Origin of the sequence: Dyella sp. AD56, assembly GCF_002878475.1 — a bacterium.
Classification (GTDB): domain Bacteria; phylum Pseudomonadota; class Gammaproteobacteria; order Xanthomonadales; family Rhodanobacteraceae; genus Dyella.
Map to the genome: position 1 here is coordinate 60,244 of NZ_NRDP01000009.1, position 22,457 is coordinate 82,700.

Annotated in this window: 23 protein-coding genes; 9 read left to right on the forward strand and 14 right to left on the reverse strand. The window is 60.5% G+C overall.

Features of this window, described 5'->3' with window-relative positions; translation table 11 throughout:
• Position 1 precedes the first annotated feature (1 nt).
• From DyAD56_RS08060 to DyAD56_RS23555, 6 genes are all read right to left on the reverse strand, one after another.
• Entirely contained in the window at positions 2–694 is a 693-nt protein-coding gene (locus tag DyAD56_RS08060) for a DUF969 domain-containing protein (RefSeq protein ID WP_102302250.1), read from the reverse strand.
• Positions 691–1,497 carry a 5-oxoprolinase subunit PxpA gene (locus tag DyAD56_RS08065; RefSeq protein WP_102302251.1) on the reverse strand — a complete coding sequence of 269 codons (807 nt, stop codon included), beginning with the start codon at positions 1,495–1,497 and terminating at the stop codon, positions 691–693. Before DyAD56_RS08065 ends, DyAD56_RS08060 begins: the two co-directional genes overlap by 4 nt.
• Entirely contained in the window at positions 1,494–2,477 is a 984-nt protein-coding gene (locus tag DyAD56_RS08070; RefSeq protein ID WP_102302252.1) for a biotin-dependent carboxyltransferase family protein, read from the reverse strand. Before DyAD56_RS08070 ends, DyAD56_RS08065 begins: the two co-directional genes overlap by 4 nt.
• Positions 2,474–2,779, reverse strand: a complete 306-nt coding sequence (locus tag DyAD56_RS24250) for a carboxyltransferase domain-containing protein (RefSeq protein ID WP_233202334.1) — start codon at positions 2,777–2,779, stop codon at positions 2,474–2,476. Before DyAD56_RS24250 ends, DyAD56_RS08070 begins: the two co-directional genes overlap by 4 nt.
• A complete protein-coding gene (locus DyAD56_RS08075; RefSeq protein ID WP_233202335.1) occupies positions 2,709–3,176 on the reverse strand; it encodes a carboxyltransferase domain-containing protein in 468 nt (155 codons plus the stop codon). Before DyAD56_RS08075 ends, DyAD56_RS24250 begins: the two co-directional genes overlap by 71 nt.
• 219 nt (positions 3,177–3,395) lie before the next feature.
• A complete protein-coding gene (locus tag DyAD56_RS23555; protein WP_146010468.1) occupies positions 3,396–3,665 on the reverse strand; it encodes a hypothetical protein in 270 nt (89 codons plus the stop codon).
• Between the two features lie 125 nt (positions 3,666–3,790).
• Between DyAD56_RS23555 and glk the strand changes: the two genes are divergently transcribed.
• The 5 genes from glk to DyAD56_RS08105 all read left to right on the forward strand — a co-directional run bounded on the left by glk (position 3,791) and on the right by DyAD56_RS08105 (position 13,022).
• The gene (gene glk / locus DyAD56_RS08085) at positions 3,791–4,813 is read left to right on the forward strand and encodes a glucokinase (RefSeq protein ID WP_102302254.1); all 1,023 of its coding nucleotides are present in this window, start codon (positions 3,791–3,793) and stop codon (positions 4,811–4,813) included.
• 119 nt (positions 4,814–4,932) lie between these two features.
• The gene (locus DyAD56_RS08090; RefSeq protein WP_102302255.1) at positions 4,933–7,698 is read left to right on the forward strand and encodes a TonB-dependent receptor; all 2,766 of its coding nucleotides are present in this window, start codon (positions 4,933–4,935) and stop codon (positions 7,696–7,698) included.
• A 109-nt stretch (positions 7,699–7,807) separates the two neighbouring features.
• Positions 7,808–9,640: a glycoside hydrolase family 9 protein gene (locus DyAD56_RS08095; protein WP_102302256.1), complete on the forward strand. Its 1,833-nt coding sequence runs from the start codon at positions 7,808–7,810 to the stop codon at positions 9,638–9,640.
• An 8-nt stretch (positions 9,641–9,648) separates the two neighbouring features.
• Positions 9,649–11,952, forward strand: a complete 2,304-nt coding sequence (locus tag DyAD56_RS08100) for a family 20 glycosylhydrolase (protein ID WP_102302257.1) — start codon at positions 9,649–9,651, stop codon at positions 11,950–11,952.
• Positions 11,949–13,022, forward strand: a complete 1,074-nt coding sequence (locus tag DyAD56_RS08105; protein ID WP_102302258.1) for a heparan-alpha-glucosaminide N-acetyltransferase domain-containing protein — start codon at positions 11,949–11,951, stop codon at positions 13,020–13,022. The genes DyAD56_RS08100 and DyAD56_RS08105 overlap by 4 nt, the downstream gene beginning before the upstream one ends.
• A 150-nt stretch (positions 13,023–13,172) precedes the next feature.
• Here DyAD56_RS08105 and DyAD56_RS08110 read toward each other — a convergent pair whose 3' ends face one another.
• From DyAD56_RS08110 to DyAD56_RS08120, 3 genes are all read right to left on the reverse strand, one after another.
• Positions 13,173–13,349, reverse strand: a complete 177-nt coding sequence (locus tag DyAD56_RS08110) for a DUF1328 domain-containing protein (protein WP_102302259.1) — start codon at positions 13,347–13,349, stop codon at positions 13,173–13,175.
• 114 nt (positions 13,350–13,463) lie between these two features.
• On the reverse strand, positions 13,464–13,661 hold the full coding sequence (locus tag DyAD56_RS08115; protein WP_102302260.1) for a CsbD family protein: 198 nt from the start codon (positions 13,659–13,661) through the stop codon (positions 13,464–13,466).
• Positions 13,662–13,720: 59 nt separating this feature from the next.
• Positions 13,721–14,065, reverse strand: coding sequence for a BON domain-containing protein (locus DyAD56_RS08120; RefSeq protein ID WP_102302261.1), 345 nt, complete (start codon positions 14,063–14,065; stop codon positions 13,721–13,723).
• A 382-nt stretch (positions 14,066–14,447) separates the two neighbouring features.
• Between DyAD56_RS08120 and DyAD56_RS08125 the strand changes: the two genes are divergently transcribed.
• The 3 genes from DyAD56_RS08125 (at position 14,448) to DyAD56_RS08140 (ending at position 18,573) form a co-directional block, all read left to right on the forward strand.
• Positions 14,448–15,923, forward strand: coding sequence for a PAS domain S-box protein (locus DyAD56_RS08125; protein WP_102302271.1), 1,476 nt, complete (start codon positions 14,448–14,450; stop codon positions 15,921–15,923).
• Between the two features lie 747 nt (positions 15,924–16,670).
• On the forward strand, positions 16,671–17,057 hold the full coding sequence (locus DyAD56_RS08135) for a nuclear transport factor 2 family protein (RefSeq protein ID WP_199178919.1): 387 nt from the start codon (positions 16,671–16,673) through the stop codon (positions 17,055–17,057).
• A 136-nt stretch (positions 17,058–17,193) separates the two neighbouring features.
• Positions 17,194–18,573 carry an FAD-containing oxidoreductase gene (locus DyAD56_RS08140; protein ID WP_102302262.1) on the forward strand — a complete coding sequence of 460 codons (1,380 nt, stop codon included), beginning with the start codon at positions 17,194–17,196 and terminating at the stop codon, positions 18,571–18,573.
• 93 nt (positions 18,574–18,666) lie between these two features.
• On the opposite strand, the gene DyAD56_RS08145 is transcribed toward DyAD56_RS08140, so the two are convergent.
• On the reverse strand, positions 18,667–19,065 hold the full coding sequence (locus DyAD56_RS08145; RefSeq protein ID WP_102302263.1) for a VOC family protein: 399 nt from the start codon (positions 19,063–19,065) through the stop codon (positions 18,667–18,669).
• A 112-nt stretch (positions 19,066–19,177) separates the two neighbouring features.
• A complete protein-coding gene (locus DyAD56_RS08150; RefSeq protein ID WP_102302264.1) occupies positions 19,178–20,392 on the reverse strand; it encodes a glycoside hydrolase family 5 protein in 1,215 nt (404 codons plus the stop codon).
• Between the two features lie 272 nt (positions 20,393–20,664).
• Here DyAD56_RS08150 and DyAD56_RS23875 point away from each other — a divergent pair, with 272 nt between their 5' ends.
• Entirely contained in the window at positions 20,665–20,820 is a 156-nt protein-coding gene (locus tag DyAD56_RS23875) for a hypothetical protein (RefSeq protein WP_158241293.1), read from the forward strand.
• Positions 20,821–20,844: 24 nt separating this feature from the next.
• Here DyAD56_RS23875 and DyAD56_RS08155 read toward each other — a convergent pair whose 3' ends face one another.
• The 3 genes from DyAD56_RS08155 to DyAD56_RS08165 all read right to left on the reverse strand — a co-directional run.
• Positions 20,845–21,120: a diguanylate cyclase gene (locus DyAD56_RS08155; protein ID WP_233202337.1), complete on the reverse strand. Its 276-nt coding sequence runs from the start codon at positions 21,118–21,120 to the stop codon at positions 20,845–20,847.
• 101 nt (positions 21,121–21,221) lie between these two features.
• Complete coding sequence (locus DyAD56_RS08160; protein WP_102302266.1) at positions 21,222–22,076, reverse strand: energy transducer TonB; 855 nt, start codon at positions 22,074–22,076, stop codon at positions 21,222–21,224.
• A gap of 157 nt (positions 22,077–22,233) precedes the next feature.
• Positions 22,234–22,457 (reverse strand): integrase core domain-containing protein (locus DyAD56_RS08165; protein WP_146010469.1); only part of this gene is annotated, 224 nt, incomplete at its 5' end.

The window sequence follows — 22,457 nt, forward strand, 5'->3', positions numbered from 1 at the left end:
CTCAGGCCTCCTCACGGGTGCGCACGGATGCACGACGTTGAAGGCGGCGCTGGAATAGCCAGATGCGAACCGACTGGATCACGAACGCTGCGATCGCCGTGGGTAAGGCCCAAAGCGCAATGGAAAGTGGCGTCAGGTCAATGCCGTGCTGGGCGTAGAAACCCTGGATCAGCAGCACCGCGCCGAGCGCAATGAACACGTCTTCGCCGAAGAAGCGGCCGATGTTGTCCGTCGCGGCGGCAACGGCGCGTACTTCGTCGCGGTCGGCGTCGCTCAATTCAGGGTGGATCTTCTCTGCGGCGGCCTCGCCCATGGGCGCCAGCAGCGGGCGTACGGTCTGCGCCGGTCCGGCCACGCCGGTAAGGCCGAACATGGCCAGCACTTCGCGCACCAGCAGGTAGCCGATCAACAGACGCGCCAGCGTCATGCCTCGCAAGCGTCCCATCCATTGCTGGGCATGCTCACGCAAGCCGGCATGTTCGAGTAGGCCGATGGCAGGCAGGGTGAGCACGAACATCAGCAGCATGCGCGAAGAGACAAAACTCTTACCGAGCAGCGCCAATAGGTCAGGCACGTGCATGCCAGCCAGTACACCGCTGACCAGTGCGGCGCACACCACTACCGGCACGGGGTTGAAGCGCAGTGCAAAGCCGATGACGATGACCGCTACACCCAACAGCGGCCAGTAGTTCATGCGAGGCTCTCCGTGGCTTGGTGTTCCATCGCATGAGGCGCCTGGATACCGATGTCGGCAGCCTCCAGCGCCGCGCGCAGTTGTCGCGCAAACGCAACCGCGTGCGTACCGTCGCCATGGACACATAAGGTATCGGCTTGCAAGGCGATGACACTGCCGTCCACCGCGCGCACCTGACCTTCGCGCACCATGGCCATCGCCTGGGCGATGGCTTCGTCGCTTTCCTGGATCACCGCGTCGGGTTCACGCCGGGGCTGCAAGGAGCCGTCGGCCCGGTAGCGCCGATCGGCGAAGGCTTCGGCGGCTACCGGAAGTCCTACGGCCGTGCCGGCCTCGACCAGCGCGGAGTTGGCGAGCCCGAACAGGCGCAAGCCCGGATCGAAATCGTGCACGGCGCGGGCAATAGCGGCAGCCAGCTTCGCATCGCGCGCCGCCATGTTGTACAGCGCGCCGTGGGGTTTGACGTGGCGCAGGCGTGTTCCGGCTGCCTGGGTGAATCCGTACAGTGCGCCGATTTGGTAGAGCGTCAGTGCATACGCCTCGTTCGGCGTCACGGCCATCTCGCGTCGGCCGAAGCCTTGCAGGTCCGGCAGCGAGACATGGGCGCCGATGGCGACGTCGTGCTGTACGGCCAGCGCCACGGTGCCGCGCATGATGTCAGGGTCGCCGCCGTGGAAGCCGCAGGCGATATTGGCCGAGCTGACGATGGCGAGCAGCGCGGCGTCATCGCCCATGCGCCACGCACCGAAGGATTCGCCCAAATCGCTGTTGATATCGATGGTTTTAGCGAAGCGATTTTTCATGGAGATTCCAGCCGTTGTGCGATGCGTTGGATCAGTTGTTGCAGCGCATCGTTCCGCGTGCGCAGGCGTTGTCGGGCTTCGTCCATGGTGCTCTCGCGGAAGCATACGGCATCGCCCGGCCGACGCTGCGCGATGCGCGGCAGGTCCACCGCCGCGAGTTGCCCAATGCGCGGATAGCCACCGGTTACCGGGGCTTCCGCCAGCAACAAGATGGGTTGCCCCGAGGGCGGCAACTGCAGCGTGCCCGGCAGCGTGGCTTCGGAAACCAGTTCCAGCGGATGGTCGAGCTGCAACAGCGGGCCATCCATGCGGTTGCCGGTGCGATTGCTGTCCTTGCTGACCACGAAGCGCTGCGCGAACAACGCGTGTTGCGATGCATGGTCCAGCGCCCCGTGATGATGGCCGCGCAGCAGTCCTAGTGGCGCTCGCGCATAGTCGAGCCACGGCTGCGGGTCCAGCCCCCAGCGCAGTGCTTGCACGCCCTGCGTAGGACGAAACCAGGCCGCGGGCTCGCGCCCGCCGATGTCGATGACGTCGCCAGCTTGCAGCGCGCGGCCGTCCAGCGGGCCGATATGCGCGTGCAGGTCGGTGCTGCGGCTGCCCAGTACGGGCGCAGCATCAAAACCTCCGCGAACGGCCAGATAGCTGCGGCACCCGTGGCGCATGCCGCCGAGGCGCAACAGCGTGCCCGCCGGCAGGAAGCAGCTCGTCCATGGGGGGAGCGCTTGTCCGTCTGCGCGTGCTTCGATCACGGCACCCGTAAGCGCGATGACCGCGTCGTGCTGGAAGCGCAGCGTGGGGCCAGCGAGTGTGATCTCTAGCGCGGCTTCGTCGTCGTGATTGCCGACCAGCGCATTGGCCAGACGCCAGGCGGGCTCATCCATGGCGCCGGCACGTCCCAGGCCCATGCTGGCGTAGCCGCGGCGACCGCCGTCCTGCAGGCTGCTGAGCAAGCCGGGCTTGATGACCTCGACGCTCATCGCGCTGCGCCTGCATCGACGGCAAGTCGCCGGTACTCGTGCTCGTCGATAACCTGAAAGCGAACACGGTCTCCCGGCTGGCACAGCGACGGCGAGCTCGCTCCAAGGTCGAACAGGTGCATCGGTGTGCGGCCGATCAGATGCCACCCACCCGGCAATGCCTGCGGGTAGATGCCTGTCTGCAAGCCACCGATGGCGACGCTACCGGCCGGCACGCTGGTGCGTGGCTGGCTACGCCGCGGCATGGACAGGGCCGGATCGAGTCCCAGCAGATACGGAAAGCCGGGTGCGAATCCCAGCATCGCGACGTGATAGGCGGGGGGCGCTATGGCGCGCGATCACTTCCTCGGCCGACATGCGTGCATGTGCAGCGACGTCTTGCAGATCGGCGCCTGCTTCGTCGCCGTACCACACCGGCACGATCACCTCGCGTGTTCCCGTGGCCTGCGCTGATGGGTTGCTCAATGCTGCTTCGAGCGTCTCGCGCAGGCCATCGCTGCTGCGGACGTTGAGGTCGACGCGCAGCAACAAGCTTGCATAGGCGGGCACGCATTCGATGTCGGGCAGATGCGTCCGCAGCAGCGCCGCCGCCGCATGCACGCGTGCGTTCACGGCGACGTCGATGGACTCGCCGAAACGCAAAAGCCATGCGTCTTCCGCGAGGGCTTCCAGTTGCAGGTTTGCGAATGGATGGCTCATGCGTCTGCCATCCGTGCATGGTCGGGTCGGGTGGAAAACACTGCGTGGTTTGGTGCCAGCGGCGTGCGTATCAATCGTGGGCAATCGCGTATCACGCAAGGAGTGTTGCAGAACGACGTGCGTTTGCCGATGCGCACTGCAGCGTGGCTCTGGCATCGCGACAACTCGCGATGCGAACAGCGCACTTTCATTGAAAGCGACCGTTGCCGGGACGTGAAGTTACGTCGCGGGGTTCTGCGAGGGGGATGTGTGCACAACGTTGTCAACGTGGACGACATCCGCCTGCTTCGACAGCTTTAATGAGGCCGAAAATCCCCCCTTTTGGCTCGTCATTTGGCTGCTTCGGGTCATAGGAAATTTCGTTGGCGTGGCGCGTTGCGAAACAAAAATAGGCTCGCGCCTGTTGCTGGTAATAGAAAACAAAAACAATGAATTAAGTGCGATCTCGATCGAGCCTGGATGGCTTGATTCGGTGATCCATGCTGCCATGCCGCATAGGCCTCTTCGGCATGTGACGTGAGTATTGTTGACAACGTTGTCAAGCATTACCCAGACTCCGGCCAATATGGATCGCGTTCACAGGAACGTGACACGGGCATGACGAGGGGATAGCAGTGGTCGAAGGGGTCAGCCACAGCGCACGTGAGTTCTTGGCGCAAGAAGCCATGTTTCTCGCTGCGGACGTCGGAGGAACACACGCACGCATCGGGCTGGTGAGTCGCCAGCCGGACGGAACGCGTCCGGTGACGGTGCTGCAATACCACCGCTATGCGTGTGCCGAGTGGCCGAGCCTGACAGCGGTGCTGCAGGATTTCGTCGGTCAGTTGGATCATTCCGTGCACGTCGACCGCTGTGCAGTGGCCAGCGCCGGCTACGTGCTGGGCGACGCCATCGTCAACGACAACCTGCCGTGGCCCGTCTCCATCCGCGAGATCCGCGACAGCTTGGGCATCGATCAGCTGGCGGTAGTCAACGACTTCGAAGCCGTGGCCTACGCCACCCAGTTCCTGAGCACGACCGACACCACCGCCGTGATCGAGAGCGAAGCGCCGGCAGCCGAAGGCCCGGTGCTGGTGATGGGTCCGGGCACGGGGCTGGGTTCGGCGGTGCTGTTGCCCGGTCATCCGCATGCGACGGTGCTGGCCACCGAAGCGGGCCAGATCGCGCTGGCGCCGGGCAACGAACGCGAGATCGAGATTCTTCGTTACTTGGCGCGCGACCGCGCCTACGTGTCCTTCGAACATGCCTTGTCGGGCCCGGGTCTGCTCAACCTGTATCGCGCACTGTGCGCGTTGCGAGATCAAGCACCGGTACTGACCCAGCCGAGTCAAGTGACGCAGGCGGCGCTGGAGCGCAGCGACGCGGCGGCAGTGGAAGCGCTGGACGTGTTCTGCGGTTTGCTGGGCAGTTTTGTCGGCGATCTGTGCCTGCTGTACGGCGCACGCGGGGGCGTGTTCCTGGCCGGCGGCATTCTTCCGCAGATCCGCGATGTGCTGCTCACCAGCAGTTTCCGCCAGCGCTTTTTCAACAAAGGCGTCATGCGCGCCTTTCTGCAGCAGGTTCCCGTACGACTGATGGAGCACGGCCAGCACGGTGTGATCGGTGCAGCCGGCCTGTACCTGGACGGGCGTAAGTAAGACCAGGGGAGAGCGCAATACACACCGTTGCATTGAACCGGGCGCAAGCCCAATCGCCACGCAAGCAGTCGGACGACCCACAGCTTCCACTGCTGAAATGCCTTCGAGGGGAGGAAACCATGTCACACCGCAAGACGCTTCTAGCCGCCAGCATCATCGCCGGACTCTGTTTGTCCGGTTCGCTCTATGCTCAGACCGCCGCCCCGGCCACTGGCCCGGCGCCGCAGTCGCAGTCGTCGGATCAGGCGCCTGACCAGTCCAAGGCCAAAGATCTCGAAACCGTTACCGTTACCGGTATCCGTGCGAGCCTGCAGGCTTCGATGGACACCAAGCGCAACGCTGACGCCATCGTCGATGCCATCACGTCTGAAGACATCGGCAAGTTCCCGGCCAGCAACGTGGCCGAAGCATTGGCGCAGATTCCTGGCGTTACGCTCGATCGCCAGTTGGGTGCGACGCAGCGCGTCAGCATCAACGGCATGGACCCCAGCCTCAACCTGACCCTGCTCGACGGCCACCCGGTGGCACAGGCGGTGTGGCTGTACGACGACGCGCCGAACCGCGGCTTCAACTACTCGCTACTCGCGCCGGAAGTGATCGGTCGCCTCGAGATCTACAAGAGCCCGGAAGCCCGTCTGCCGGAAGGCGCCCTCGGCGGCACCATCATCATGCACACGGTCAAGCCGCTGGATGTGCCGTCCAATACGGTCAGCGGTTCGTTCGGCGTGAACTACAACGACATGGTCAAGGACAGCCGTCCGTCCGGCTCGCTGTTCTACAGCTGGCACAACGACGACAAGACCTTCGGCGTCGACGTGTCCGCGCAGCACTACGAGCAGTTCCAGAACCGCCAAGGCCTGGAGAACTACGGTTACACGCCGGTGTCGGGCATTGTCAGCAAGAGCCCAGTGGCTGCGGCTGAAGTCGCCGCAGGCAAGATCAAGCTGAGCGATCAGATCCCGAACCAGATCAGCGTGTCCAACTTCCAGCAGACCGAGAAGCGCGACAGCGTCACCTCTAATGTCCAGTGGAAGCCGACCGAAGCGCTCAGCTTCAACCTCGGCCTGATGTACGCCCGTGACAACCTGAGCAACCTCAACCAGTCGCTGTACCCCTGGGCGCTGCACAACCCGGCCGGCATCACGTCGCTGAATGAAGGCCCGAACGGCATCATCACCAGCGGTAGCCAGGTCGGCACGCCGTGCAAGAACAACCTCAACTGCGTCAGCACGGCCGACACCTACGCCGACAACAACGCCCGCAAGTCCGTCATCACCACCAAGGGCGTGGACCTGTCGGGCGAGTACAAGGGTGACGGCTGGCGTTTGGACGGCCAGGCCGGCGTGAGCACCTCGCGCAACCCGATGCAGGCGGCCGTGAAGGAGATCTACTACGGCGGCGGCTTCAACTGGTCCATCAACCAGGGCCCGCAGTACACCGACCCGTCCACTGCCAACGATCCGAGCTACTGGGCTGACAACGGCTGGGGCGGCAACATTGGTAAAGAGCTCTACAAGGCCAAGGACACCTACGGCCAGCTCGACTTCACCAAAGACTTCGACGGCTTCCTCAACAACATCCAGGCGGGCGTGCGTTATGCCAAGCACTGGGAAAGCCAGACGCTCAACGTCTACACCGGTCCGCAGGCACTCACGCTTGATCAGATCGGCTTTGGTGGCCTGTCCGACCTCAATGGCGCCAAGAGCCTGGGCCTGAGCCAGACGGCGATCCAGCACGTGCAGACCGCCGGCGCCAACGCCATCTTCAACGCGATCAACAGCACGCCGGGCTTCGGTTCCACGCAGGATCCGAACTCGTATTGGGACAACACCTGGGCCACCACCCAGGAGAACGAGGCCGCTTACCTGCAGGCCAACTTCGGCACCGACAACGTGCACGGCAACCTGGGCGTGCGCTACGTGCACACCAAGAACGTCAGCAGCGGCTGGGTGATTCCGGCGCCGTGCGCGGCGGCGGACGTTTGGAATTGCGACTTCCCGAGCGGCTTCGGTTACATCACGCAGGACAGCACGCACAACAACTGGCTGCCGTCGTTCAACATCGCCTGGAACCTCACGCCTGACGTGATCCTGCGCGGTGCCGGGTCGGAAACGCTGTCCTACGCCCCGTACAACCAAATGGCGCCGTACTTCGCCGCCAACGACACGGTGCTCACGGCTGCCGCGGGTAACCCGAACATCAAGCCGTATCGTTCGGTGAACTTCGACGGTTCTGCGGAGTGGTACTTCAATCCGGAGTCGATGGTTGCCGTGTCGTTCTTCTACAAGCACGTGCTGAACTACATCGTCAACGCGGCCACCACGGAAGAGCGCCAGAACGGTTCATGGACCCAGCCGGGCTTTGCCAACAACGCGGCAGCGCTGGTGGCTTCGGGCGCGTGTACGACCACCGGCCTGTGCTCCTACGACGTCACCGCACCAGTCGACGGTGGCAGCGCCAAGGTCAAGGGCGGCACCATCAGCTACCAGCAGGCCTACGGTTACGGCTTCGGTCTGCGTGCTAACTACACCTACTCCGACGCGTCGACCAAGACCGGCGGCGCACTGCCGTACAACTCCAAGAACTCGTACACGGTCGCTCCGTACTACGAGCAGGGTCCGTACAGCGCCAGCTTGGCCTACACCTACCGTTCGAGCTACCTCGCCGGTGGTTACGTGGCCGGTGCACCGTCGACCTACATCGACGGCTTCAAGGAACTGGACGCCACCCTGGGCTACGAGATCAACAAGAACTTCTCGCTCAGCCTGAACATGCTCAACCTGCTGAACTCCAAGTACTACGCGTACCTGGGCAGCAAGACGCAGATGTCCTCGGAGTACGTGACCGGCCGCCAGTACATGCTGAAAGCCAACTTCAAGTTCTAATCCCGTGTAGTACTTTTTTCTCCCCGAAACGGGCCCGGCGTGTTGCCGGGCCCGATTTTTCATCAGGGATCGCTACACCCTGTTCCAACAATCTGCTGGAGCCGATGGTATGAAGTCCTATCGCCGTCTTGCGGTCCTTCCGTTGTTGCTCGCTGCCCAGGCCGCAGTGGCGTCGGAGGGAAAGGTGCTGGTCGATCAGGTCGGTTACGAGACCGGCGCGGTCAAACAGGCCATCGTGATGGGCGACGCGGGGCCATCCTCGCAGACCTTTCGCGTGATCAATGCCGACACCGGCAAGGTTGCCCTGCAGGGCACGCTCTCGGCCGCCGGCAAGGTGGCGCGGTGGGATGGCAGCTACGCTATCGCTGATTTCAGCAGCGTCCACACGCCGGGTCGCTATTACGTCGAACTTCCCATGGCGGGTCATGACTTGCGCTCGTGGACTTTCGACGTGCAGGACAACGTACTTGAGCGCCACACGCTCTCCAACGTCGTCTACTACTTCACGGGCCAGCGATCCAGCGGGCTGATCGACAAGGCAGATACCCACCTCGCGCATCCCGATGGATCGCCGGGAACACTCGACATTCACGGTGGCTGGTACGACGCCACGGGCGACTACGGCATCCACCTGTCGCACCAGAACCTCACCAGCTACTTCAATCCACAGCAGGTTCCGCTCGCTGCGTGGAGCCTGTTGCGCACTTGGCAACAGCTGGAAGCACGCAACGACAAGAATTTCCGCGAGTACAACCGCCGCCTGCTTGACGAAGGCCTGTTCGGCGCCGACTTCCTTGTACGCGATAAGCGGCCGGACGGCTCGTTCTACCAGTCCATCGACGGGCCAGGCCCAGGCAAGCTGCCGCAGGATCGCGTCATTGGCGATCCCAACTGGCGTACGCAGATCAAGCTCAAGCCTGGCGACCATACTGAGAACATCGAGCAACCGGCACACAGTCCGCATGCCTATGAAGCCAGCTTCCGCGGAGGCGGCGGCATGGCCATCGCCGCGCTGGCGCTGGCGGCGAGCACGGGCGTGGAAGGTGATTTTGCGCCGAAGGACTATCTCAAGACCGCGGAGGACGCGTATCGCTTCCTCGATGCGCACAATCGCGAGCTGATCAACGACGGCAAGGAAAACATCGTCGACGACTATTGTGCGCTGCTCGCCGCGGTAGAGCTGTTTCGCGCCACGCACGACGATGCTTGGCGCAAGGCGGCAGACGGACGCGCCGACCGCCTGATGGCGCGGCTGATCACGCACGCCGGCCATCGCGATTACTGGCGTGCGGACGATGGCACGCGCCCGTTCTTCCATCCCTCTGACGCCGGGCTTCCCGTCGTCGCGCTGGTGGAATACGCGGGCATTGCCGATGCGAAACGGCAGGCCAAAGTGCGCGACACGGTAAAGCGTTCGCTGCAGGCGGAGCTCGCCGTCACCGGTGATACCAGCAACCCGTTCGGCTATGCACGCCAGTTGGTACGCGGGGGCGACGGCCGCGTGCGCACGGCGTTCTTCTTCCCGCACGACACCGAGGCGGCACCCTGGTGGCAGGGCGAGAACGCACGCCTCGGTTCGCTTGCCGCCGCGGCGCGACTGGCCGCGTCGCTGTACACCGGTGACGAAGCGTTCCGGCAGCAGTTGCAGGCCTATGCGTGGAACCAGTTGCACTGGATACTCGGCCGCAACCCGTATGACAGCAGCATGCTGATGGCCAGCGGCCACAACAACGCGCCGTACATGTTCTTCGACTCTTACGCGTATACCAACGCGCCGGGGGCAATCATCAACGGCGTTACGTCCGGTCTTTCCGATGACGATGGCATCGCCTTCGACCTGGGCTATGCCCAGACCGGCAAAGACGACGACTGGCGCTGGACCGAACAGTGGCTGCCGCATGATGCGTGGTATCTGTTCGCCATCAGCCTTCCTCACGATTGAGAACCACGATGAAGAAAACACGCTACGTGCTGGCCTTCGCCCTGTGTGGGCTCACTGCTTTCGCCCATGGCGCAGCGGCGCCGGTGAACCTGATCCCCATGCCGGCGCAGCTCACCGTGTCCGGGGAAGCCTTCACCGTCAATGCGCAGACACCCATCGTGGTCGACGGCAGCGACGCCGAGGCACGCCATACCGCGGAATACCTCGCCTCACTCGCGGCGCATACGCGCCATCTTTCGCTGCAAGTGAAGACGGGTGCGCCCGAGGTTGGCGCCATCGTATTGAAGCGCGATCCGCAGGCGCCGGTGGCGAACGCCGAGGGTTACACGCTCGACGTGACTCCGCAGGGCATCCGTATCGTCGCCCGCGACGAGGCGGGCTTGTTCTACGGCGCGATCACCGCATGGCAGTTGCTCACGCCGATGCCCGGCGAGGGCGACGTGCGCGTGCAGCCCGTGCATATCCGCGATGAGCCGCGTTTCGCGTGGCGCGGCCTGATGCTCGATTCCGCGCGTCATTTCCAGACGCCGGACGAAGTGCGCACCGTGATCGACCAGATGGCGCAGCACAAGCTCAACACGCTGCACTGGCATCTCACCGACGACCAGGGTTGGCGCATCGAGATCAAGCGCTACCCCGAGCTCACGCGCATCGGCGCGTGGCGCACGCCGCCCACGGTGAGCAAAGCCAGCCAGCCGGGACGCTACGGTGGTTTCTATACGCAGGACGATATCCGCGCCATCGTCGCTTACGCTGCCGAGCGTCATATCACCGTGGTGCCCGAACTCGACATGCCCGGCCATGCGCAAGCCGCTGTGGCCTCGTATCCAGAATTGGGCGTGACAGGCACACGTCCGCCGGTATCGCCGGATTGGGGCGTCAACCCTTACCTCTACAACGTCGACGACAACACCATCCACTTCCTGCAGAACGTGCTGGATGAAGTGATGGCGCTGTTTCCCTCCACCTACATCCACGTGGGTGGCGACGAGGCAGTGAAGGACCAGTGGAAGGCGTCGCCTGCCGTGCAAGCGCGCATGCGTGCGCTTGGCATCAAGACCGAAGACGCGATGCAGAGCTGGTTCATCGAGCAGATGGGCAAGTACCTCGCCGCGCACGATCGTCGTCTGATCGGCTGGGACGAGATCCTCGAAGGCGGCGTGCCCCCGAGTGCGACGGTCATGTCGTGGCGCGGCACCAAGGGTGCCATCGACGCAGCCAAGCTGGGTCACGATGTAGTGCTGGCACCCGCGCCGCAGTTGTATCTCGATTCGATGCAGAGCGATCTTCCGGACGAAACCACCGGCCGCCTGCCGTCGATGTCGCTGCAGAGCTACTACACATTCGAAGCGGTGCCCAAGGAACTGAGCACCACGCAAGCCAAGCACGTACTCGGCATGCAGGCGACGATATTCACCGAGCACATGCCCACGCTACGCCATGTGGAGCACGCTGCGTTCCCACGTATGGACGCACTGGCCGAAGCCGCGTGGACGCCCGCGAAGGTGCGCGACTGGCATAGCTTCCTCGAACGGCTTCCGTCCCAATTGGGTCGCTATCGCATGCAAGACATCGCCTATGCCGACAGCGCCTTCGCGCCCACCATCGACGTGGACCGCAATGCCGCGATTAGCAGTGGCCACGCCAGCGTGACGCTGTCCAACCAGGCGAAGTTCGGCAACGTGCACTACACCGCCGATGGCAGCGAGCCCGGTGCATCGTCGCCGCTGTACGTCCACCCGTTCACCGTAAACCTGCCCACCACCATCAAGGCCGTGGCGCTGGCCAACGACAGTACCCCGCTGGCCGCGGCGCGCACGCGTGTGCTCGACCTGCCGTCGCTGCGCACGCGCGGCACGGGCGAGCTGGAGAACTGCTCGGGCAGCGATTTCCGCCTGCGCGTGCAGCCCACGCCCGATGCCACCAGCATGGCGCCGACCTACCTCATCAACGTGTTCGATAACTGCCGCATGTACCGCGCAGCGAAGCTCGATGGCATCGCGGGTATCCGCGTGGATACCGCTACGCTGCCGCGCAACTACGCGCTGGCACACGACGCCAAGCTGGTGGTGGCGCACAAGGCGAACACGCCGCAGGGCGAACTGGTCGTGTACATGGACAGCTGCAAGGGCAAGCCGATCGCTTCGCTGCCGTTGCCTGCGGATGCACCCGCCACCTTCACGCTGCAAGGCGCGACGGCACAACAGGCCGGTACGCATGACCTGTGCCTGGTGTTCACTTCGCCCATTACCGGCCCGATCTGGGGCGTGGGTGCGGTCACGCTGCTGCCGGCAGATAAATCAGCGCCATGAATGCCGTGCTAAAGCGCCTCGCGTCGGTCGACGCGTTGCGGGGTTGTACGGTGGCGTTGATGTTGCTGGTCAATGATCCCGGTGACTGGGCTCACGTCTATTGGCCGTTGGAACATGCGGAGTGGAACGGGTGTACGCCAACGGACTTGGTGTTCCCGTTCTTCCTGTTCGTGGTCGGCGTATCCATCGCGCTGGCTAACGGCCCGCGGATGGAGCAGGGTGCTGACAGATCCGCGCTTGCCCGTGCGGCGCTCAAGCGCGCGGCGCGCATCCTCCTGCTTGGCGTCGCCATCAACGTGCTGGCGTGGTTGATCATGCCGGGCGCGCACCTGCGCTTCCCTGGCGTACTCCAGCGCATTGGCGTGTGCTTCGCGGGTGCTGCGCTGTTTGCGATCTACACCAAGCCACGCGTGCAGTGGGCGACCATTGCCGTGTTACTGCTCGGCTACTGGGGTTTGTTGCTTGCGGGTGGAACGCTGGAGCCGTTTGCCAACATCGTGAGCCGTACCGACTTCGCCATCTTCGGCCACACGGTTTACCTGATCGATCCGGTCACCGGACGCGGGCACGATCCAGAAGGCCTACTCGGTTGCTTGCCGTCACTGGCCACCGGCCTGCTCGGCCTGCGCGCCGGTCAGTGGCTGCGCGAGGAGAACATGAAGGCGCTGACCTTCTCCGGTATCGTCTGGCTGCTGCTCGGATTCGCGTGGTCGCTGGTGCTGCCACTCAACAAGAATCTGTGGACGTCGTCCTTCGTGCTATGGACCGCCGGCTGGGCCACCATCGCGCTGGTGGTGTTCCACATGCTGATCGATCAACGCGGCTGGCCGGCCATTGGCCGCCGCTTCGGCGTCAACGCCGTCGCAGCCTACGCGGGCTCCGAACTGATGCAGATCCTGCTGCCGGGCCTGCATATCCAAAACCCGCTCTACCAGCACGTATTCGCCAGCTGGCTCACGCCCTTAGCAGGGCCATACGTCGCATCGCTGGCGTTTGCCGTGGTATTCGTCGCGGTGTGGTGGGTGATCGTCTACGTCATGGATCGTCGGAAGATCTACCTCAAGCTCTGAGTGACGCGGGTTATTTAACTGCGTCCCCCTCAAACGGGATCAGGTTATTCCAACCCCGTTCTTCGAGATCACAGAGGCAGTACGCAGCGGCCTCGATAGGCGAGATGTTCTTGCTTTCATGAGTGCCACATCAAACATGGAACGCGCGACCTAAAGCCGTGGGCCGCCGCGGCGAACGTTGCCGAAAACCAGCGAGAGAATAAAAAGAACAATAAAAACCATGAAGATGATCTTGGCTATGCTGGCAGCGCCCACGGCGATACCGGTGAAGCCGAAGACACCGGCGATGATGGCAATAACGAAGAACACAATGGCCCAATAGAGCATGTGACTCTCCCGTCTCTATAGAAACGATGGGGTGAAAAGATTCAGTTGGGTGCGGACAGCATGACGTCGCCAGCCGGAGGACAGCGGGTTGCCATCCTCCGGCCCGGCGGCTTGTCACAGGGTCTTGTCAAACTCATGGATCTGCTTTTGCGCCTCTTCCTTGGCTATGCCATAGCGCTCTTGCAGCTTTCCAGAGAGATACTCGGTGTTGCCTTCGGCCACCTTCATATCGTCATCAGTCAGCTTGCCCCACTTTTCTTTGATCTTGCCACTCAGCTGTTTCCACTGACCCTTGATCTTGTCATCGTTCATGATTGAATCTCCTGCAAAGATTGTGTGCGCCAGGCGTTGCCTGTCGCGCGATCAATCGACTAGTTGCTGACCTTAAGGCCAGAGGAATCCACGGCGGTCACACCCTTGACGCTGCGGGCGACGGCCACGGCCTTCTTCACCACTACATCGCTTGCGACCACACCCGTGAGACTGACGTTACCGTTCAGTGTTGCGACGGAAATGTCGGTGCTCTTGATCCCGTCAGTGGTCGCCAACTCCGCTTTCACTTTGGTGGTAATCCACGTATCCGTGGTGGGTTGGCTCGAATCCGCCCGACTGGCGTCTTGAGGTTGCGCATACGTCACCTGGTGACGGTCCAGCGCGCTTCCCAGTAACAAAAGACCTGCTAATGTCAGTGACGATAGGGTGAATAAGGGGCGCATGGGGAGCTTCCTTCTTTGCGTAAAATGAGGGGAGTCACCAACGCTCTACTTTTTATGCGTTGCACCATGATCTTGTTCATGCCGATTCGGTTGCTTCGGCTCGTTAGGCTTGGAATGCTCCGAATGTTGCTTGTTGTCATCCCGTTGAGGCTGGCCTGACTTGCGTTCATCCGAATGCTGCGAATCCGATTTGTGGGTCGTATTCATAGGGTTTCATCTCCGAAGATAGACGCGCCACCGAAAATTCGATGGCGTATCGAACCTATGCGGTTCAATGTGTGGCGAACAGATCAAGCGGCACCAGTAGACCTAGTACTTTTAGTCCCTGCGCGGACTGCCCGCGCCACGTGAATATGACGAAACTCACAGGGCGATGACCTCTATGGATGCAACGGCCCCCACACCAAAAGTTGATCGTCATCAGCTAGAGCAACTCATCGCCGGACTGGCCGAGGGTGTTGTGCTGATCGATCCGGATCGGTCAATCGTCTGGGCAAACGAGAGAGCGCTTGCGATGCACGGTGTCGATGCCGTGGCAGAACTGGGTACTCAAGCGAACGAGTACCAAGAGAAGTTCATCCTGACGTATCGAAACCACCACGGATTAAAGCCAGAACAGTATCCAATCGAGCGTGTGCTCGATGGCCAACTATTTTCCGATGTCGTGGTGGAGGTGACAAAACCGGATGATCCCGATTTCTTCCGGATCCACCAAGTGCGGAGTCTCGTTCTCACTGACGCCAAGGGATCCCATGAATCTTTGGTCCTGATCATCCAGGATCTGTCGGCGCAATTTAGCGCCCAGGATCGCTTTGAGCGCGCATTCAATGCCAACCCTGCGCCAGCATTGATATGTCAGCTATCGAGTCTGCAGTACATCAAGGTCAATCAAGGCTTCCTGGAGATGACCACATATGACCGAGATGCGGTACTCGGTCACTCCATCTACGAATTGGACGTACTCGATAGCGCCGATGACCGCGACGAAGCCATTCAATATCTGCAGGAATGGCGAACCATTTCCCAGCGGGAGGCCGTGCTGAAGCTACCCGAAAGGAATACGGAGAAATCTGTGATCGTGGCCGGCCAGCCGATTGAGATTGAGGAAGAGAAATGCATGCTCTTCACTTTTATCGATCTTGATCCGCGCAAGAAGGCGGAAACGTCTTTAGTCCAGAGCGAAGAACGTTTCTCCAAGGCGTTTCGTCTTGCTCCTGTCCCCATGATGGTATGTGGACTGCCTGAGTTACGCATCCTTGAAGTCAACGCTGCATTTTTGGCGGGGATGGGCTATGCGGCGGAAGAGGTCGCTGGCACGTCCTTGAGTGACTTGGGCCTATGGAAGGCTGAGAAGCATCATCGTTCGCTCTTGAACAAGCTGGGCGCTGGTGACGTTATCCGGAATCTGGAAGTGTCCTTGCAAACCATATCCCGGACCACCATGGATTGCCTTTTTTCCACCGAAACGGTGCTGATTCAAGGCGAAGAATGCGTGCTTTGCGTCATGCAAGACATCACTGAACGCAAGCGGTCGGAAACGGATCTGGTAGAAGCCATTGACGCCGTTATGAAGGATGCGTCTTGGTTTACGCAAAGTGTGATGGAGAAATTGGCCCAGGTGCGAGGTGGCGGAAAGAGAAGCGAAGTGACGCTCGGGTTAGCAGATTTGACGCCGCGTGAACGCGAGGTTCTCACGCTGATCTGCAAGGGTAACGATGACGAAAGCATGGCGGCTACGCTCAAGCTATCGCGCAATACAGTGCGCAATCACATAGCGACACTGTACGGAAAAATTGGCGTGAATCGGCGTAGTGCTGCGGTAGTGTGGGGGCGGGACCGGGGCGTTGTCAGCTACTAGAGTGTGTGATTGATGTCCGGGCGGCTGATCCGTTGCGCAGATCGCAGTGCATCTGTAAGCGCTCGGTGGCGTTGACGTGGAGATCAAAGCCAGCATGCGAAATGGCCGCTTGGACGATAGTGAGTGATTCAATAATCCGACTCGATCGCTGTCGCTGCAGCCAGAGAGGGGTGAACACGCCAAATGGTAAGAGACGGATGCGTCTTCCAGACAAACAGATAGATAAGTCGACGTGCGTTCCATCCACGTCATGCCCGTTGCTTCCGAATATGGCGTCGATCTCATTTCGTCTGCGCGGGTAGAGCATCGCAAATGTAAACACGCCAAAGCGCCGGAACAGGCGGCGAGCAAAGCCGAGTCCGCTGGCTCCTGGCTCAAAACCACGCGTTATAACGAGTTGAATGTTGCTCGGTAGTCCCGCCTGGATATCTTGCAGTATCTCCAGTGCGGCTGTGTCGACGAGGACAACACGTGCTGGCCATCGTGGCCGGATCAGGAGGTTGCCTGCGGCACAGCGTGGGAGGGTGATTAGCGCCAAAGGTTTTACCGACTATTAAATGTTTTTGATCGGGACGAGAGGTTAGCCCGATGTTGCCGGTGTTTGCCACAAGCACTTGCGTGCCGGCTGGGCTAGGCGCAACGTAGCGAACTGTCCAAGCGCCTCGTGTGTAGCACGTCGCTCGACTCATGGGTCAGGTACGTACCAAGCGTTGGCGTCGTAAGCATGCGAACCCAAATGGGAGGCCCATGATGGAAGTGAATAACATCCAGAAGGCTTTGGATCGGCATTGGGCTGCATCGGCTGAAGGTGATCAAGTCGCCGAGCATGAGATCTATCACGATGATGCCGTATGCGAATACCCCCAGTCCGGTGAAGTCATTCACGGTCGGCACAACCTTCAATTGCTTCGTAGCCATCACCCAGGAAAACCTTCGGGGTTCATGATTCGTCGCATGGTAGGAGAGGGCGAACTCTGGGTCACCGAGTATGTGATTACCTATGGAGGCAAGCCCGTCTACACCGTGAGCATCATGCAGTTCCGGGATGGAAAGGTGTCACACGAGACTCAGTATTTTGCCGATCCATTCGACGCCCCTGCTTGGCGTGCTCAGTGGGTTGAGCGAGTAGTGTGATCAACGGCGCGAATCAAAGGCGGCCGCTTCAGGTGTCTCAAGACTTACAGCTGCGCCCTGCACGACAAGGTTCGATATAGAAATCGAAACAAGGAGGATGTATGAGCCGTAGATCCTGCTTATCAACGGTGCAGCCATGAGCAACGCTTTTGATGCGATCGTCATCGGCGCCGGCCAAGCCGGGCCGCCCCTGGCCGGCCGCCTGACTGCTAGCGGCATGAAGGTGGCACTGGTGGAGCGCCATTTCTTCGGCGGTACCTGCGTCAATACCGGCTGCATGCCCACCAAAACCCTGGTGGCCAGTGCGCGCGTTGCGCATCAGGCACGGCGGGCTGCCGATTATGGTGTCGTATTGAATGGTGATGTGAGCATTGACCTGCCGCGCGTCATGGCACGGGCGCATAAGGTGACAGAGACATCCCGCGGTAACGTGGAAAGTTGGCTCGATGGCATGGAGCACCTGACCGTATTGCGTGGACATGCCCGCTTCGAAAGCCCCGATACCTTGCGTGTCAACGGCGAACTCATCACCGCGCCGCGCATCTTCATCAATGTCGGCGGCCGTGCGCGAGTACCCGAGGACATGCCTGGCACCGGCGATATCAACTACCTCACCAATACATCGATACTCCAGCTTGCTGCACTTCCGCGACACCTCGCCGTGATCGGCGGCAGTTACATCGGTCTTGAGTACGCACAGATGTTTCGTCGCTTTGGTAGCAATGTCACCATCGTGGAACGTCAGTCGCGGTTGATTGCTCGCGAAGATGAGGACGTCTCAGAAACGATCCAAAGCATCATGGAGGCTGAGGGTATTACCGTGCGAACGAACGCGGAATGTATTGCCTTTGCGCCGCATGCCGAAGGCGCCGTCGTGAAAGTCGACTGCACGTCCGGCGATAGAGAGATCGTAGCCAGCCATGTGCTTCTGGCCGTAGGCCGTCGGCCAAATACGGACGATCTTGGACTGGAGCGCGCCGGCGTCAGAACCGACGCCCATGGTTACATCGTCGTCGACGATATGCTCGCCACGAACGTACCGGGCATCTGGGCCATGGGCGACTGCAACGGGCGGGGTGCTTTCACGCATACGGCTTACAACGATTTCGAAATCATCGCTGCCAATTTGCTTGATGGTGTGCAGCGACGTGTTTCAGCACGCATCCCTTGCTACGCACTGTTTACGGATCCGCCATTGGGGCGTGTTGGTGTGACCGACGCACAGGCGCGAGCGAGTGACAAGCGACTACTGGTATCGAAACGCCCCATGACGCGTGTTGGTCGCGCCGTTGAACGGGGCGAAACGCAAGGCTTCATGAAAGTGGTTGCCGACGCCGATACGCGGCGCATCCTTGGTGCCGCAATTCTTGGCGTGAGCGGCGATGAAGCCATCCATGGCGTGATTGATATGATGAACGCGGATCAGACGGTCGACACTTTGGAATGGGCCGTGCCCATTCATCCCACCGTATCGGAGCTACTGCCAACCCTTGTGGGTGATCTAAAGCCTCTTTAATGCAGCGTGCCACATAGAAATTGCTCGCTTCGGGTCGGAGGCGGACGTTTTTCCCGCAAAGCAGTCGCTACATTCCACGCCATTACATGTTGACTAACGCGAACCAAATCGTTTCTTGGCTTCTTCGGTTATCGGCGTGTACAAGCCAACAATGGTGCCCTCGGGATCCCGAAACTGCGCCGTGAGATTGCCCCAGGGCATCATCTTCGGCTCAAGGACCACCTCCAGCTCATCTTTGAGTCGCGAGAACTGTGCCTCCACATCGTCCACCTGAAACTCAATGATGGCCGTGCGGTTGGCGGCTGGCTCGACCGTGCCTTCTTTGAAGAGTGCAACTGTTTCGGCGCTGCCTATCGCAAGCGTGGCACCCGTCGTGACGATCTCCGCAAATACAGGTGCAAGCCACTCCGCCTTTCGATGGGTCAACTTCTCGTAGAAATCGACGACGGCATGAATGTCTCGGGCGATTAGCCGGGTGGATGCAAACTTCATGGAACTTCTCCTTTTCGATCTCGGTAGGAATCGCAAGGAGGCTTTGTACAAGGTGACTACTGCCAGCATCCTGTCAGTAGTCACCATTCGGATAGTGCTGGCTAGCAGCCAACTAGCCGCCCGGAGGCGGAAGCGCCGCACCGCCGGTCAAGGCACGGGCGTCATCGGTACGGTTCAGTACCCCAGTGGACCGATTGAAAAGTCCGAAGGCATTATTGCCTGTGCCGTTGTCGGCATCGTCCCAGTACACCGGACGAATGCCGAGACTGTTGGCCTGACCGACAACATACTTGTCGAAATACGTCCGTGACGCGAGATGCAGGTTGAGGTTGGTGCCCGTCAAGCCTGCCGTGCCGGTGCGGCGAATGGCCCCGAATTCACCCAAAAGCACGGGGATCCCTTTGCTGATGAATTGGGTGCTCATCTTTTGCAGTTCCGACGTGACGTATGACTCTTCCGTGGATGACGTCGAGTTGCGGTTCGTCAGAGTCGAAGAATGGTAATTCGCTCCCCAGAAGTACCACATCGATCCCCATGTGGCATCGGCGGTCATGAGTGCATATTGATACGGCGAGTAGAAATGGACTTCGAACGCCAGATGCTTTGCTGGATCGGACGGGATCGTCGTTACCCAGTCATTGGTGTCGTCAATGTTTCCACCGCCGGGCCCCTGGAGTACCAGCCAACGTGTTGCGTTGTTACCCCCGGTAGCACGAACCGCGTTGATAAAGTTCTGGTAGTACTGCAGTAGGACCGTGGTCTGCGCCTGCGAGGTAACGTTCGGCTCGTTGGCGACGGCGAAAAGCAGCTTCGAGTTGTAACCTTTGAAGTTGTTCGCGATCTGCGTCCAGTAGGAAGCCAGCTTGGCATTGACGTTTGGATCGAAGCTGTTGAAGTTCGAATCCTCGAACCAACCACCATCCCAATGATCGTTAATGATAACGGTGAGGTTGGCCGCCTGAGCCCATTGCACGACCTGTGTGACCGTCGCCATGTAGGACGCATTGATCACATGCGTATTTGGATCAGCGTTGTAGTCCCATGCGCAGGGAATGCGAATGGTGTTGAAGCCAGCGGCCGCGACGTTATTGATCAGCGTCTGAGTGGGCAGTACCGCACCCGACCAAGTGGCTTCCAGGCTGTTGCCGAGGTTCCAACCATAGGTTGGGCTCGCCAACTGTGCTCGTCCGCTTATCGGGAGCAGCGACAAACTGGCGGCCAGGAGCAGCGCGGACGCCAGCCGGAACGTTGGCCGGCCTGCAAACGACGGACGGTGGACAGCTAAAAGGGGTCGATTTCGGGCAACAATCCAATTGCGTAAATGCATACTGGGAAACCCTCTCGGTTAGGGTGAACGGAAGCGTTCACGCGGCGCACAACGATCACCGCGCCGGCCAGTTATGCATACTGCGAATGCCCCGGGCGCTGCGCAATTATGAAAACGATGGGGCCGCTTGATGTTTATTCATTTGCGATCGCCGCATTCGAGGCGTGGGATGCCTATCGCGAACGGCTGTCCACTTTGAAGTGGCCTCGACTTCTTTGAGGATGCGGACGATCCGTTCTTCGCTGAACTTCGACTTCTTCATGTAGAGCTTCTTGGATGGGAAACTCTACTTCCATCTGACTCGAATCAACGAGGATGCTTCAATCCGCTTCGCCACCGCATTCCGTACTACCGCGCTCTACTGGTTGGTGCTGCAGGCGAAGTACGGCATGGCGCGCGAACAACGCAGGCAGGATCCGGGCGGGTGAGGCGTGTTGTAAGCGCGGCACGTTCTAGATCTGAATATCCTGTGTGGCCGCGACGTGCACGCGATTGCCACCGTTTTTCTTTACCCAGTACATCGCGGTGTCAGCGGCGCGCATGAGTTCGCGTGAACTCCGCCCGTGCAGGGGATAGGTGGCGACGCCAATGCTGGTCGCTGCGTGCAAGGTGTGGTCGGACCAAAACGGGGTCAGGTTCACTTCGGGGATCGATAGCAAGTCGGGAAACGAATCCGGCTCCGTTATTGCAAGGCGTCCACTAGGGGCAACGGGAAGGAGGGCAGTCAAGTCACCCACCTTCCATCGGCTTGGCTACCCGTCCTATTAACCTCTGAATCAGCGGAGACGCTTCATCCGGCTCCATCAGCCACGCAACAAACTTCGGTGGCTCAGGTGGAGCTTAGGGGCGTGATGAGCCTTGGGCTTTCATCCATCAGATGGATTTGGCCGTCTGCCACCGCATCCAAGGAAGAGTCTGCTCCACCCTGGGCTTTATCCAGCCATGGAATACTTTCCTGGGGGCCAGGAACATAAGGCAGCCACTGGCCATACCAGTCCGACTCAGATTCTTCGGGCCGCATAAGATGGAAAGCTACGGGGATGCGTATTAACCAATGATCATTGGCCGCCTGCGGTCCAACGGTGGGAACGTTGAACGTCCACTGCTTTATCGCGTCAAGCGCCGCCTTGGCCAGAATGGCACGCCGGTCCCTGAGGTCGTTGTCTGTTGAGAGTGTCCCGATATTGACCTGTTCCACAGCCGCATCGGAGACATGGCCGTCACGAGTCAGGCGTAGCACCGTGTATACGGTGCCGAATACACGTCCCTGCCGAGCTTTCAACGGGTAGGTTGGCCGCACCATCTCTCGTACGGTGATGTTGTCATCTCGATGTTTGTCGTCGAACGTCGCGCCAGACAGCGCCATGGCATAGTTACCGTCATCCTGACGATGTGACACGACACGCAAGCTCATCTTGAGGCTTGTGCTGTCTGCTGTTTCAATGGGTGAGATAGGCGCAAAGTGCCACCCTTGCGCAGATCGGTGAATCAGATCAACGACAGCAGCGGGCAACCTCTCTTCCTCGTCCAGCGCGTACGAGCGAACACTGCCATCAGCAGCCAGGTTCATCGTACCCGTAATCAACATACTCAGCTCGAGGCGCTTGCGAGCCGCTTCTGGGCCATCAGCCCAGGCGGGTAACGAAAGGGTGAAGAAGAGTGCGATTCCAACTAGGTACTTCATTTTTGGTTTCTCATTTTCAGATCAACTGAAGGGCGAATACACGCCCATGCGGGAGCGTGAAAGTCGTTAGAAGGAGCTGATCTTCCTTGCGTGGTCTCACTTGCGACTACATGATTGAATCGCCCCGGTTTTCGCGGAGGCTATTTGGTTTAAGTGATCATGCGGCCTGCACCAAGTCGGAAGCCAGCTGACGGTAGTAGTTAGCTTCGGCCTCGGCGGGTGGAATATACCCGATGGGTTCGAGTAAGCGTTGGTGGTTGAACCATGACACCCATTCGAGCGTGGCCAGTTCCACCGCTTCTCTGGTTTTCCATGGTGCTCGGCGGTGAATCAGCTCGGCCTTGTAGAGCCCGTTGATGGTCTCGGCCAACGCGTTGTCAT